Genomic DNA, 13447 nt, shown 5'->3' with positions numbered 1-13447 from the left:
TGAAATTGCTGCTCCAGTGGTCGCTATGACGTTAGCGTACCCAATTCACGCTATTTCGTGCAATCTTAAAAATTCGATGGAGACACTCATGTTGATTTTGATCGCCGGCCCCTACCGCTCCGGCACGGGCGATGACCCTGCCTTGATGGCCGACAACCTCAAGCGGCTCGAAGAGCCATCCTACGCGCTGTTCAAGGCGGGACATGTGCCGATGATCGGGGAATGGGTTGCGCTGCCGGTCTGGCATGCGGCGGGAGGTCGGGAAATCGGCGATGATCTCTATGAGGAGATTTTCCACCCGGTCGCCGGCCGATTGCTCCAACTGTGCGATGGGGTCTTGCGACTGGCGGGCGCCTCCAAGGGCGCGGATAATGACGTAAGGCTCGCACGCGAGCGTGGCATTCCCGTCTGGCACCGACTCGAAGACATTCCTGGCGTTGCCTGATTGCTTTTTGCTAGGGCTGCGTAAACCCGCATCCCTCACACGAAAGCGGCCCTTGCAGTGCAAGACTGGCGGGGCCGCCTTTATCCTTCGGGAATGTCCGCGCTCAGCATTCGTATTGAATGATCGTATAGCTGACACCGACGATCTCGCCATTCGGTGCGCGGATGAAGCTCGGAATATACTGGGGGTCGGGCGGCACGCAGACCTGGCCAGAGGCGTCCGCCATATCGTAGGATGCCATCGTGGTCGCCTGCTGATGTGCATAGTCGGCAGGCGCCTGCAAGGCAGCAAACGCCGGCGACGACGCCGCTGCAAGAGTGAAGAAGAGAGTGGCGAAACGCAGCGGCTTGAGCATGGGATGGCCTCGCGGAACGTGCGGTTGGATTGCCAAATCAACCGACTTTTGCCGGACTTTGTTCCGCCGCTCGTTAACCTTTTCGCAGCACTTTCTTTCGGCGTTTCGGTCTGCAGTCGTGGGCTGATTTGGCGATGCCTCGGCGAACCTTGGAGCCGTATCCACGCACAGCGAGCGTCGGTCCAAAGCGATCGATAGCGTCGACACTGCGCGTGTGCGCTACAGAAATTCATGTTCTATATTAAAAAATATAATTTTATAACAGACACATAGGATCATAAGTTCATAATATTATTTAGGGTCAACTGGCCGTTTGGTCACGGTATAAGCTGTTGGGTCCTGAAGAAAATCAGGCCTCTCCTCTGGCTCCTGATCCGTCTCCTCTCGCTTCGCGTAGAGGGGTTGATGAACAAGAACCGAAACGACAGATCCACTTCATCCGGCTCCGCACCGACCATCCTCTGGCTTCGCAAGGATCTTCGGCTTGGTGATCACCATGCGTTGAAGGCTGCGGCCGATCGTGGTGTTCCGGTGGTGGCGCTTTACATTCGTGAGCCGGGCGAGGATCTAGGCCCGCTCGGTCCCGCGCAGAGCTGGTGGCTTCATCACTCGCTCGCGCGCTTCGACGAGGATTTGCAGAGGCTCGGAAACCGGCTGATCCTCCGCTCCGGCGAAGCAGGCAAAGTGATCGAAACGCTGATTGCGGAAACCGGGGCCGACACGGTCTATTGGAACAGGCGGTACGATCCCGCCGGAAGCGCGGCGGACACGCGCATCAAGGCGGCGCTGGAAAAAGCGGGCGTTGCCGTCCAGAGCTTTGCAGGCCAGCTCCTGCATGAACCCATGCGGATGAAGACCAAGAGCGGCACGCCATTCCGTGTATATGCGCCGTTCTGGCGTGCCTTTGAGGCGCAGGGCGAGCCGGATTTGCCGGTCGATGCTCCCTCCACCCTGCCCGCCCCCGCACATCTGCCCAAGAGCGAATCGCTTGATAACTGGGCTCTGCTGCCGACACAGCCGGACTGGGCCAGCGAATTCAGCGCGATCTGGACACCGGGCGAAGCCGGCGCACGCGACAGGCTGGAGCGTTTCGTCGAGGAACGCTTGAAGGATTACAGAGCGGGGCGCGAAACGCCGGCACGCGATGGTTCGTCCGGCCTTTCGCCGCATCTGGCGATGGGTGAGATTTCGCCTGCGACCGTCTGGCACGCGACCAACGGACTTTCCAGTCGCATCAAGAGCGACGAGATCGTCGCCTTCCGCCGAGAGATCGTCTGGCGTGAATATGCCTATCATCTGCTCGTCCATCACCCGGATTTGCCGCGCGTCAACATCAACCGCCGTTTCGACCGGCTCGACTGGCAGGGCGACGAGGACGATTTTCGCCGTTGGTGCCGAGGCGAAACCGGCTTTCCGATTGTCGATGCGGGCATGCGCCAGCTCTGGCGTCATGGCGCTATGCACAATCGTGTGCGGATGATCGCCGCATCCTTCCTCGTCAAGGATCTGCTGATCGACTGGCGCCGGGGAGAAGCTTGGTTCCGCCATACGCTGGTGGATGCCGATCCCGCCAACAATGGCGTGAACTGGCAATGGGTGGCCGGCTGCGGCGCGGATGCCGCTCCGTTTTTCCGGGTCTTCAACCCGATTCTGCAGGGCGAGAAATTCGATCCCAAGGGCATCTATGTCCGACGCTTCGTTCCCGAGGTCGCCAAGCTGCCAGACCGCTATATCCATCGCCCCTTCGAGGCGCCGGCCAGTGTGCTGGCCGAGGCCTGTATAACTCTCGGCAAGACCTACCCCAAGCCGCAGGTCGACCATGCCAAAGCGCGCGACCGTGCGCTTTCAGCCTATCGTTCCGTTAAGGATGCCGCATGAACGCGATTGTCTCCCTCGCCGCCCGCCGCGCCGCACAGCCTCTCGGCCGCCGCCTGAACGTGGCCGTGATTGGCTCCGGCATTTCCGGAAGCTCTGCCGCCTGGGCGCTGAACGGCGTGCATGATGTGACGCTGTTCGAGAAGGACAGCAGGCCAGGCGGTCACACCGCGACGGTAGATGTCGATTACGACGGACGCCAGATTGCCGTCGACACCGGTTTTATCGTCTATAACGAGGCGAACTACCCGAACCTCACCGCGCTTTTCGATCATCTCAAGGTCGCGACCCATCCGACCAGCATGAGTTTTTCGCTGTCGCTCGATCAGGGCGCTTTGGAATGGAAGGGCGGGCCGATTTCGGGCCTCTTCGCGCAGAAGCGCAATCTGGTGCGTCCGTCCTTTCTTTTGATGCTGAAGGAGATCCTGCGCTTCAACCGCATCTGCCTGACAGATCGCAGTGCTGGACGGCTCGATGCCATGTCGATCGGCGAATATCTGGATTGGCGAGGCTTTTCTCCCGGGTTCACCAACAATTATCTGATCCCGATGGCCGCTGCGATCTGGTCGGCGGCGCCCAGCCGGATGATGGAGTTTCCCGCCTGGCATTTCGTCCGCTTCTTCGAAAATCATCGGCTGATCTATTCCAGGCCGCATCCCTGGCGCACCGTGATCGGCGGAAGCCGTACCTATCTTCAGCGTCTTCTGGCGCCGCTCGAAGGTCACATCCGCCTCTCGGCTGGACTACGATCGGTGCGCCGGGACGAACAGGGCGTGCTCATCACCGATGCACAGGGCCATGCGCAGCATTTCGACAAGGTGATCTTCGCCACCCATAGCGATCAGGCTCTGGCGCTGCTGGAAGACCCGACCGAGACGGAGCGCGAGATCCTCTCGGCAGTACCCTACCAGGCGAACCGCGTGGTGCTGCATCGTGATCCGTCGCTGATGCCGCGCCGGGAAAAGGTCTGGGCCTCCTGGAACTATCTGCGTTCCAGCGGCGCGGATGGCGCACACCGGGTTGCGGTGAGCTACTGGATGAACAATCTGCAGCCGATCGATCCTGCCTGCCCGCTCTTCGTCACGCTCAATCCCGAGCGTGAGCCGGATCCGAAGCTGGTGTTCGGCGATTATGTCTACGACCATCCGCAATTCAGCGCGGCCTCGATGGCGGCGCAGAAGCGGCTGGAAACGATCCAGGGCGAGCATCATACCCACTTTGCCGGCGCCTGGACGGGATATGGCTTCCACGAGGACGGTCTATCGTCTGGCCTGGCCGCCGCCGAAGCGCTGGGCGCCGTCGTGCCCTGGCGCCGCTCCTCCAGCCTGGTTCAGGCCGCTGAATGAGCGCGCTGTCGCCAGAACGCGAAACAGGGCCGCCGGCAGTTCTCTATATCGGCGATGTCATGCACCAGCGCATGCGCCCGGTGGCGCGGCGCTTTTCCTACAGTGTGTTTTCGCTGGCGATCGATCTCGACCGGCTTGACGAGGCAAACAGGCTGACGCGGCTTTTCTCGGTCAACCGCTTCAACATCCTTGCGTTCCACGAGGCGGATCATCTGCCGAGTGCCGGGCCGGATCTCAGGGCGCGTTTCGATGCGCTGCTCACGTCCTCCGGCGTCTCAGAACGCGCCGCGCGTGTCGATCTCGTCTGCTATCCACGCATACTGGGCTGGGTCTTCAATCCGATCGCGGTCTATTACGCCTATGCGGCCGATGGCGCGCTGCTTGCGCTTGTTTATGAGGTGCGCAACACCTTCGGCGACCGGCATAGCTATGTCTGCCCTGTCATGAATGGTCAGGTCAGCGAGGCCGGCATCCGGCAGATGGCCGAAAAGCGCATGCATGTGTCGCCGTTTCTAGGCCCTGAAGGCATCTATCATTTTCGCATGAAGCTTCCCGAGGCGTCGCTGCACTGGCGGATTTTGGAGACGGATGGGGATGGCCCCATCCTTGCCGCGACATTTTCGGGGTCTCGCCGGGACCTTTCGGCCCGAACGATTGTTTCGCAACTGGCGCATATTCCGCATCTGACGCTTAAGGTTCTCGCCGCAATCCATTGGCAGGCTTTGAAAATCTGGATGTCGGGAATTAAATTTCATAAACGCCCCGCACCGCGCGAAGACGCCAGTGTCTGGTCCGGCGAAATGATGCGGGATAGGCAGATTTCTCGACATGCCTCCGTTGGCGGTTCGCCGGATTGCGGTTAATTTGTGTCGGCAGGCAATGATTGCTGAAGGGTGCTCGTCCATGACTGTAACAGACGCGTATCATGACTCGCGCGAAAAGACCGAGCGTCTTTCGCCTGAGAATATCGCCCGGTTCGTCCGGGGTCTTCCTGCTCGTGCGCAGATGGTTTTGCGCGGGCTGATCCACATGCAGGCCGGCTCGCTGACCCTGACGCTGCCCGACGGCCGCGCGGTGATGATCAACGGGCGGACGCCGGGACCGGCCGCGGAGGTTCGACTCCACAACTGGAACCTGCCGCAGCGCGCGCTGACGGGTGGAACGATCGCTGTGGCCGAGACCTATATGGACGGCGATTGGGATAGTCCCGATGTCGGCGCCTTTCTCGAACTCTTTCTGGTGAATGCCGAAGTCGGGCGGCATTTCCCCAATGGAGCGCGTGGCATGCTGCGCCTGATCGAGAAGCTGCGGCACTGGATGAACCGCAATACGAAATCCGGCTCCAGGCGAAATATTTCGGCCCATTACGATCTGGGCAACAGCTTCTACAGCCTGTGGCTCGATCCCTCGATGACCTATTCCTCGGCGCTTTACGCAACCGGCGCCACGGACCTGCAGTCCGCCCAGCGCGAAAAATACAAGGCGTTGGCCGAGGCTGCAGGGATTGGTCCGGGCGATCATGTGCTGGAGATCGGCTGCGGCTGGGGTGGCTTTGCCGAATATGCCGCCGGCGAAATCGGTTGCAAGGTGACCGGGCTGACGATCAGCCGCGAGCAACTGGCCTTCGCGCAGGCGCGCATGGAAAAAGCCGGCCTTACCGACAAGGTCTCGCTGAAGTTTCAGGACTATCGCGACGAGACCGGTGTCTATGACAAGATCGTCTCCATCGAAATGTTCGAGGCGGTTGGCGAGAAATATTGGCCCGCCTATTTCAGCCAGCTGAGCAAATGCCTGAAGCCAGGCGGGCGCGCCGGCATCCAGGTCATCACCATCAAGCCGGAAAGCTATCGCGAGTACCGCGCAAATCCGGACTTCATCCAGAAATATGTCTTCCCGGGTGGCATGCTGCCGACGCGCGAGCATCTTGTGGACGTGGCACAGGGCGCCGGCTTGAGTATGGTCGGCGACATGGGTTTCGGCTGGGACTATGCGCGAACCCTGGCCGAATGGCGCGAGCGCTTCCGCGCCGTCTGGGACCAGATCGAGCCGCTTGGCTTCGACACGCGCTTCAAGCGGTTGTGGGAGTTCTATCTGTATTATTGCGAGGCCGGTTTCCGCGCGCGCAACATCGATGTGCGACAGGTCATTTACGAGTGATATGAAAGCCTTGAAGAGTTTTTCTGATCTAATCTAGCAACAAAGTCTGGGTTGGCGCATCTGATCCGCGCTGCGATATCGCGCGTAAACGCGTGATGAGCCCATCGCCGGAAAAACGCCCATTGGGATTAAGGTCCCTGATCCTGTACGCGCTGCCTGCGGCTCCGCTCGCTGCGCTCGGCCTGCCGCTCTATGCGCTGGTCCCCACCTATTATGTCGAGACCATCGGTCTGCCGGTCGCGGCTGTCGGATGGGTGGTATTGATGATCCGTCTGGTGGACGCGGTGAGCGATCCGGTTGTCGGTCTTATCGCCGACCGGATCCGCCCGCGCGTCGGCCGCCGGCGCGGGCTTTTCCTTACTGGTCTGCCTGTTGCAGCCTTGGCCGCCGTCATGCTTTACTGGCCGCCTGCACATGCCGGCCTCGGTTGGCTCGGCCTTTGGGGCGGGTTGGTATCGGTCGGCTTCACGCTGGTGCAGGTTCCCTACTCGGCCTGGGGTGCTGAACTCGTTGGCGATTATCACGGACGCACGCGGCTTGCGGCCTGGCGCGAAAGCATCACCGTGGTCGGCACACTGATCGCCATTGCCCTACCCTTTGCCATCGGCTTCGACCGCAGTGGCTTGTCCGGCCTTGCCCTTTTGGGGCTGCTCACGGCCGGCCTGCTTCTGGTGACGGGGCTTGTGGCTGCCCGGGCCGTGCCGGAGCCACCGGTGCCCGAGCAAGGGCTGGTTTCACCCGCCGAAGGCATGCGCCTGCTCACGGAGAACCGGCCGTTTCGGCGGCTGATCCTGGCCTATTTCGTCAATGGTCTGGCCAATGGCATTCCCGCCACGCTCTTCCTGCTCTTCGTCTCGGCCCGCCTTGATCTGGAGAGCCTGCGCGGGCCGCTGCTCTTCTTCTATTTCCTCTCGGCCATGGCGGGCGTTCCCTTGGCAACCTTTGCGGCGCGGCATCTGGGCAAGCACCGGGCCTGGTGCTGCGGCATGCTGCTGGCCTGCGCGATCTTTGCCTTGGCGCCGCTTTTGCCGGAAGGTGCCGTCATCGGCTTCGGGCTGATCTGTCTCATTACGGGGCTGCTGCTTGGCTTCGATCTTGCGCTTCCGCCGGCCATCCAGGCCGATGTCATCGATGCGGACGGTGCAGGCCCCGGACGGGCAGGGCTCTACTTCGCCGCCTGGGGCTTGGCGACCAAGCTGTCTCTGGCGGCCGGTGCGGCCCTCACCTTTCCCCTGCTCGGTCTTTTCGGGTTCGACCCCACGCGTGGCAATGGCAATACGCCTGAAGCGCTGTTCGCACTCGCCGCGCTTTATGCTTGGGTTCCGGTCGCGCTGAAGCTTCTGGCGATCGCGCTGATGTGGCGCTTTCCGCTTGATGAGGCAGCCCACGACCGCTTGGTCAACAGGCGCCCGCCCCGTCTCTGAAACAGACATCGAGCGCGGGAAGGACGGGGAAGCCGCCGACCCGCTTTGCTACGCAACGTCCGGGTGTCAAACGTCGTCCGCCTGTTTCAGCGGCCGCTTCTTCCATCCGGTCACGCGATTGATGAGCGCGAAATAAAGGCCATAGGGCAGCAACTGGGCGACCTTCAGCCCGTAGGTGAACCGACGCGGAAAGGTGATCTCGAAGCCGCCTCGGCCAAGACCCTCGACGATTTCCTGTGCCGCCACCTCCGGCGTGACAAGAGCGGGCATTGGAAATTCGTTCTGCTTGGTGGCCGGCGTATCGACGAAACCGGGATTGATGACCTGCATGCGGATGCCGAGCTTGTCGAGATCGAAGCGCAAGCTCTCGGCCATATTGATCAACGCCGCCTTTGTGGCGCCATAGGCGGCGCTGGTCGGCAGGCCGCCATAGCCGGTAACGGAGGAGACGATCGCGATCTGCCCGCGTCCGGCCTGCTTCATGGCGGCAACAGCCGGCACCAGGCAATAGACAGTGCCATTCAAATTAACGGCGAAGGTCTTGTCGAAATCCTCCTGGCTCAAGCGTTCGCCATGGACGGGAATGAACACGCCGGCATTGAGCACAGCCAGCGCCGGCGGCCCGAGCCGAACACTGATCGCCTCCACCATCTTCGTCATGTCCTCGGCGTTGGTGACATCCCCGGCAAAAGCATGAATGCGCCCGGCACCTTCGGCGACAAGCGAACCCAGCTTCTCCTCGTCGCGCGCCGTGGCGGCAACGGAGAATCCAGCATGCGAGAGCTTGAGCGCGACCGCGCGGCCGATGCCAGAGCTGGCGCCGGTGACCCAGGCGCAGCCATTCTCGGGGCGGGCGGTGAAATCGGTCATATCTGGCGCTCCTTCCTGCTTCCATGCAGGACGATACGCAGGCATGAGCCTATCCGATCAGATCGCCGAGGAATTGACGCAAGGGGCCGGTAAACCGCAAGGGCGCATCGACAATCGCCATACCGATGCAGGGCGCATCATTTTCCGCGATCGGACGATGATCGACACTGTCGTCAGCCACCGAGATATCGCCGCGCTCGAAACGGCCGCGTCCGTCATGGAAAGCCCCGCCCAGCACAAGAGAAATCTCCAGGCCGTCATGCGTATGCGCAGGAATGGTGCGTCCCGGCCGAATCCAGAACAGGCTGACCTCGCACCCATCGATCTTGCCGATCATATGCTCCTTGAAGCCCGGCAGCTTGCGTCGCCAGGGAACCTCCTTCGAGCCGAAGCCGACAAAATCGCGCAGCACGGCCGGAAACAGCGGATCATCGGACATCATAGCCGGTGCGGGCTCGCAATGCGGCTGAGTCTGGCTCGCGAAGATGCGGGCAAGCGCGGCATCAGCGTCGTTCAGCGCCACCGGTGCGGCGGTCTCGATCATGTCGCCGCCGATCGCTTCGAACGCCGCCACCTTTCGCCGCTGCTGCGGACGCAGTTCCAGATGCGCCGACACGAGGACGTGCACGGGCTCCGGCAGCATGCCAGCGGCATATTGCGCCATCAAGGCATCGACCGTGTCCAGTTGAACACCCTTCATTTTTCCAAGACCTGCATCATGCCCCTTGAAGAAATTATCGTTCTCCTACGCAATGGGTCAATCAGTGGATCACCCAGGTTTTTTGGGGATCGTTGCGGTGGATTTTTACCTTTCTTCCCGTTTCGCAGGTAGAAATTTCCTTGAAAGCGCAACACCGGCGCGAGACATCAGGGAGCAGAGGCCAGATACCGTGCTTGCATGCGTATGTGTGCTGCCTATCTTCGGCCTCTCTGGCCACTCATCCGATCTTTGCAAAGGTTCATCGCCATGCCTGTTCTCGCTTCCGTTCTCGACGCCATCGGCAACACGCCTTTGATCCGGCTGAAGGGCGCATCCGAGGCAACCGGCTGCAACATTCTCGGCAAGGCCGAATTTCTCAATCCAGGACAGTCCGTCAAGGACCGCGCGGCGCTCTCCATCATCCGCGCCGCAGAGCGGGAGGGAAGCCTCCGGCCTGGCGGCGTCATCGTCGAGGGAACGGCCGGCAATACCGGGATCGGCCTCGCTCTGGTTGCCCAGGCGCTGGGCTACCGGACAGTGATCGTCATTCCCGAGACGCAAAGCCAGGAAAAGAAGGACGCCCTGAAGCTCCTCGGGGCCGAACTGGTCGAGGTGCCGGCAGTTCCCTATAAGAACCCCAATAATTACGTGAAACTGTCGGGTCGGCTGGCGGCGGAGCTTGCCAAGAGCGAACCGAACGGGGCCATCTGGGCCAACCAGTTCGACAATGTCGCCAACCGTCAGGCACATGTCGAAACCACTGCGCCCGAAATCTGGCGGGACACGGACGGCAAGGTCGACGGCTTCATCTGTGCGGTCGGCTCGGGCGGCACGCTGGCTGGCGTGGCAGAGGGGTTGTGCGGCTTCAATCCCAATATCAAGATCGGCCTTGCCGATCCGGAGGGCGCCTCGCTCTTTTCTTTTTATACCAGCGGTGAGCTCACATCCTCGGGCTCCTCGATCACGGAAGGCATCGGCCAAGGCCGGATCACCGCCAATCTCGAAGGCTTCACGCCGGACTTTTCCTATCAGATCACCGATGCCGAGGCGCTGCCGCTGGTCTTCGACCTGGTGGAACAGGAAGGCCTTTGCCTGGGCGGCTCGTCGGGCATCAACATCGCCGGTGCGATCCGCCTAGCGCGCGATCTCGGCCCCGGCCATACGATCGTGACCATCCTGTGCGACTACGGCAATCGCTACCAGTCCAAGCTGTTCAATCCTGCATTCCTGAAAAGCAAAGGCCTTCCGGTGCCTGGCTGGTTGACGAATGTGAAGGAAGTCTCCATTCCTTACGAGAATGCCGGATAAGCGATCGATCATCATGCCCACCACGCAGCCTCTCTTCCGCGACGACTTCTACCTCTCGACCGTGGAGGCCAAAGTAATCGACGTGGCGGAAGACGGGTCGCTCCTGCTTGACCAGACCTGCTTTTATGCGACCTCTGGCGGCCAGCCGGGCGATATCGGCTTTTTTGAGCGGACCGATGGCAGCCGTGTCGAGATCGTCGAGACACGGCATGGCGCGACGAAAGATATCATCCTTCACCGCCCGGCCGAGGGCGCCCCGGCGTTGAGTGTCGGCGAAATCATCACCGCGCATATCGACTGGCCGCGCCGCTACCGGCTGATGCGCATGCACACGGCCTGTCATCTCCTGTCCGTCGTCTGCCCGTTCCCGATCACCGGCGCCGCCGTGGGTGAGGACGAAAGCCGGGTCGATTTCGACATGAGCGAAGCGATCGACAGGCATGCCGTGACCGCGGATCTGATGCGCCTCGTGCGCGAGAACCATCCCGTGAGCCTCCGCTGGATCACCGATGCCGACCTGGCGGCCAATCCGGGGATCGTGAAAAGCAAGAATGTCCGCCCGCCCATGGGACTTGGCCGCGTGAGCCTGGTGGTGATCGGCGAGGATGCGTCCATCGACAGCCAGCCCTGCGGCGGCACGCATGTCTCCGAAACCCAGGAGGTGGGCGAGATCCACATTGCCCGCATCGAAAAGAAGGGCAAGGAAAACCGGAGATTTCGCATCCGCTTTGGCAAAGCGGAGCAGGCAGGCGCATAAAGTCATACGCTCTACACCGTCCGCCGCCAGTTTCACGCCATCCGCCCGCGATTCGGCTTAGCCTGTCCGGTTTCTTGTTTCATCCGATCAGAAAGACGCGCCGATGTCTGCAAGTTCCAGCCCTTCACAACCGGTGTGCCACGTCGTGTCCTTCGACTGGCTGCAAGCACGTCTGGAAACCCCTGGGATCAAGGTGGTGGATGCGTCCTGGTATCTGCCGGCGCACAAGCGCGATCCCAAGGCGGAATTTGCCGCAGGCCACATCCCCGGCGCGGTCTTCTTTGATCAGGACGCGATCAGCGATCCGACAAGCGGCCTTCCGCACACCCTTCCCGCCCCCGATGCCTTCGCGGCGGCCGTCGGCGCACTCGGTCTATCCGAAACCGATACGATCATCGTCTATGACGGACCCGGCTTTTTCAGTGCGCCGCGCGCCTGGTGGATGCTCAAGGTGATGGGTGCCCAATCCGTCTTCGTCCTTGATGGTGGTTTCGACGCCTGGAAGGCGGAGGGGCGCCCGGTCACCGAGGCCTCGGCTGACGTGGCTCCCGCCGTTTTCACCCCGGCCTTCGACGCAAAGGCAGTGACCAGCCTGGATGAGATGCGCGCGATCGTTTCCTCAGCTGCGCGGCAGATTGCCGACGCGCGCAGTGCAGGCCGCTTTACCGGCGAAGAGCCGGAGCCGCGCGCGGGCATGCGTTCCGGCCATATGCCGGGTGCGCATAACCTGCCGATCGGCCAGTTGACCGAAGGCGGCAAGCTTAAATCTCCTGAGGGGTTGAGGCAGACGTTCTCCCAGGCCGGAATCGATCTCGGCAGTCCCGTCGTCACCTCCTGCGGCTCTGGCGTGACGGCTGCCGTCATCTCACTGGCTTTGAGCACGCTCGGCCATCGCGACCACACGCTTTACGACGGCTCCTGGGCCGAATGGGGCAGCCGAGACGACACGGATGTCGTGACGGGGAAGGAATGAAAGAGCCGATGACGATGACGAGCACGATCGAGCAAACCGCCGAAACACCGGTTCGCATCCAGGTGACGACGCTGACGATGACGGCGCCGCCGAAACAGAGCCTGCCGATGCCGGTGAATATCCAGACGGCGATCATGCGCGTGCCGGACATTCCGTTGCCTTTCTATCGCTTTCTCTATCTGCAGGTCGGCCGCCGCTGGCAGTGGGTGGAGCGGCTGAGGATGAGCGAGGACGAGCTGTCCACGCTTCTGCACGACGAACGCAATTGCGTCAGCGTGCTCTATGTCAATGGCGCGCCGGCCGGTTTCTTCGAAACGCGCAAGCTGGACGATGACACTGTGGAGCTCTCGCACTTTGGCTTGTTCGAACGGGCGCTCGGCCTTGGCCTCGGCAAATGGTTTCTGCTGCAGGCGCTTTATGCGACCTGGGCACTGAGCCCCAAGACCGTTACGGTCGAAACCAATACGCTCGACCATCCGCGCGCCCTGCAGCTCTACCAGCAATTCGGCTTTTCACCGGTGGCTACACGGGAGGCCGAGCAATGTCCGCTGAGCGAGGCGGAACTGCACGCCGTGGTCAACAGCTTCTGAACGCATAAGGCAGGGCATTCCGAGCCAAAAGCGGAGATGCTCTGCCGCGTCATTCACCGTCTGACGTGCGGCATCGGCGGCGGCTGTCGGAAACGGGTGGCTGGCGCCCCAAACGCATGCCAACGCTCCTTCGTCATCAACACCGAAGGAGACGTCAATGATCCGCTTTTGCCCCATGCCAACTGATCTTGCGGAGGCCTATCGGCGCGGCGCGGGTGATGCTTATGGCCTGAAACCCGAACGCCATCAGTCAGATGGCGACGGCATGCCTTGCCGGCATTGCCTTGACAACATAGAGGCGGGCAAGTCCTATATGACCCTGGCTTATAGGCCCTTTCGCACTCTTCATCCCTATGCGGAAACCGGGCCGATCTTCCTGCATGCGGACGCATGCCCTGCCTATCAGGGCGGCGCATCGCTGCCGCCGATCCTGACCAGCAGTCCAGATTATCTCGTCAAAGCCTATGGCGCGAATGAGCGCATCGTCTATGGCACGGGCGCGGTCACCGCCTCGGCAGAGATCGCAGCCAGAGCCGAGACCTTGCTCGCGCGCGACGATATTGCCTTTGTGGATATCCGCTCCGCGCGCAACAACTGCTTCCAATGCCGCATTGTGCGTGCTGAAGGCTGAAGCAGCTCGACCGGAG

14 protein-coding genes are annotated in these 13447 nt (G+C 61.6%); 11 read left to right on the top strand and 3 right to left on the bottom strand.

Features of this window, described 5'->3' with window-relative positions; translation table 11 throughout:
• Nucleotides 1-88: 88 nt before the first annotated feature.
• A complete protein-coding gene (locus BMX61_RS03045; protein WP_075627642.1) occupies nt 89-445 on the top strand; it encodes a DUF4406 domain-containing protein in 357 nt (118 codons plus the stop codon).
• A gap of 103 nt (nt 446-548) precedes the next feature.
• Here BMX61_RS03045 and BMX61_RS03040 read toward each other — a convergent pair whose 3' ends face one another.
• On the bottom strand, nt 549-800 hold the full coding sequence (locus BMX61_RS03040) for a hypothetical protein (RefSeq protein ID WP_075627643.1): 252 nt from the start codon (nt 798-800) through the stop codon (nt 549-551).
• 405 nt (nt 801-1205) lie between these two features.
• Here BMX61_RS03040 and BMX61_RS03035 point away from each other — a divergent pair, with 405 nt between their 5' ends.
• From BMX61_RS03035 to BMX61_RS03015, 5 genes are all read left to right on the top strand, one after another.
• Nucleotides 1206-2678: a cryptochrome/photolyase family protein gene (locus BMX61_RS03035; RefSeq protein ID WP_075627644.1), complete on the top strand. Its 1473-nt coding sequence runs from the start codon at nt 1206-1208 to the stop codon at nt 2676-2678.
• On the top strand, nt 2675-4021 hold the full coding sequence (locus BMX61_RS03030) for an NAD(P)/FAD-dependent oxidoreductase (RefSeq protein WP_075627645.1): 1347 nt from the start codon (nt 2675-2677) through the stop codon (nt 4019-4021). The genes BMX61_RS03035 and BMX61_RS03030 overlap by 4 nt, the downstream gene beginning before the upstream one ends.
• Nucleotides 4018-4884: a DUF1365 domain-containing protein gene (locus BMX61_RS03025; RefSeq protein WP_075627646.1), complete on the top strand. Its 867-nt coding sequence runs from the start codon at nt 4018-4020 to the stop codon at nt 4882-4884. Before BMX61_RS03030 ends, BMX61_RS03025 begins: the two co-directional genes overlap by 4 nt.
• A gap of 40 nt (nt 4885-4924) precedes the next feature.
• A complete protein-coding gene (locus tag BMX61_RS03020) occupies nt 4925-6178 on the top strand; it encodes an SAM-dependent methyltransferase (protein ID WP_075627647.1) in 1254 nt (417 codons plus the stop codon).
• A 122-nt stretch (nt 6179-6300) separates the two neighbouring features.
• Entirely contained in the window at nt 6301-7602 is a 1302-nt protein-coding gene (locus tag BMX61_RS03015; RefSeq protein WP_234794578.1) for an MFS transporter, read from the top strand.
• A gap of 66 nt (nt 7603-7668) precedes the next feature.
• Here BMX61_RS03015 and BMX61_RS03010 read toward each other — a convergent pair whose 3' ends face one another.
• The gene (locus tag BMX61_RS03010; protein WP_075627649.1) at nt 7669-8472 is read right to left on the bottom strand and encodes an SDR family NAD(P)-dependent oxidoreductase; all 804 of its coding nucleotides are present in this window, start codon (nt 8470-8472) and stop codon (nt 7669-7671) included.
• 49 nt (nt 8473-8521) lie between these two features.
• Complete coding sequence (locus tag BMX61_RS03005) at nt 8522-9172, bottom strand: ChrR family anti-sigma-E factor (protein WP_075627650.1); 651 nt, start codon at nt 9170-9172, stop codon at nt 8522-8524.
• A 267-nt stretch (nt 9173-9439) separates the two neighbouring features.
• On the opposite strand from BMX61_RS03005, the gene BMX61_RS03000 reads away from it, so the two are divergent.
• The 5 genes from BMX61_RS03000 to BMX61_RS02985 all read left to right on the top strand — a co-directional run bounded on the left by BMX61_RS03000 (nt 9440) and on the right by BMX61_RS02985 (nt 13431).
• A complete protein-coding gene (locus tag BMX61_RS03000; protein WP_075627651.1) occupies nt 9440-10480 on the top strand; it encodes a cysteine synthase A in 1041 nt (346 codons plus the stop codon).
• Nucleotides 10481-10493: 13 nt separating this feature from the next.
• The gene (locus tag BMX61_RS02995) at nt 10494-11237 is read left to right on the top strand and encodes an alanyl-tRNA editing protein (protein ID WP_075627871.1); all 744 of its coding nucleotides are present in this window, start codon (nt 10494-10496) and stop codon (nt 11235-11237) included.
• 103 nt (nt 11238-11340) lie between these two features.
• On the top strand, nt 11341-12210 hold the full coding sequence (gene sseA / locus BMX61_RS24975; RefSeq protein ID WP_075627652.1) for a 3-mercaptopyruvate sulfurtransferase: 870 nt from the start codon (nt 11341-11343) through the stop codon (nt 12208-12210).
• A 14-nt stretch (nt 12211-12224) separates the two neighbouring features.
• Nucleotides 12225-12800 (top strand): GNAT family N-acetyltransferase, encoded by a 576-nt coding sequence (locus BMX61_RS24970; RefSeq protein ID WP_075627872.1) that lies wholly within the window; start codon nt 12225-12227, stop codon nt 12798-12800.
• A 157-nt stretch (nt 12801-12957) separates the two neighbouring features.
• A complete protein-coding gene (locus BMX61_RS02985) occupies nt 12958-13431 on the top strand; it encodes a DUF1203 domain-containing protein (protein WP_075627653.1) in 474 nt (157 codons plus the stop codon).
• Nucleotides 13432-13447: the final 16 nt, after the last annotated feature.

Source organism: Xaviernesmea oryzae, from assembly GCF_900109605.1.
Classification (GTDB): domain Bacteria; phylum Pseudomonadota; class Alphaproteobacteria; order Rhizobiales; family Rhizobiaceae; genus Xaviernesmea; species Xaviernesmea oryzae.
This window is presented reverse-complemented; position numbering and strand designations above follow the sequence as displayed.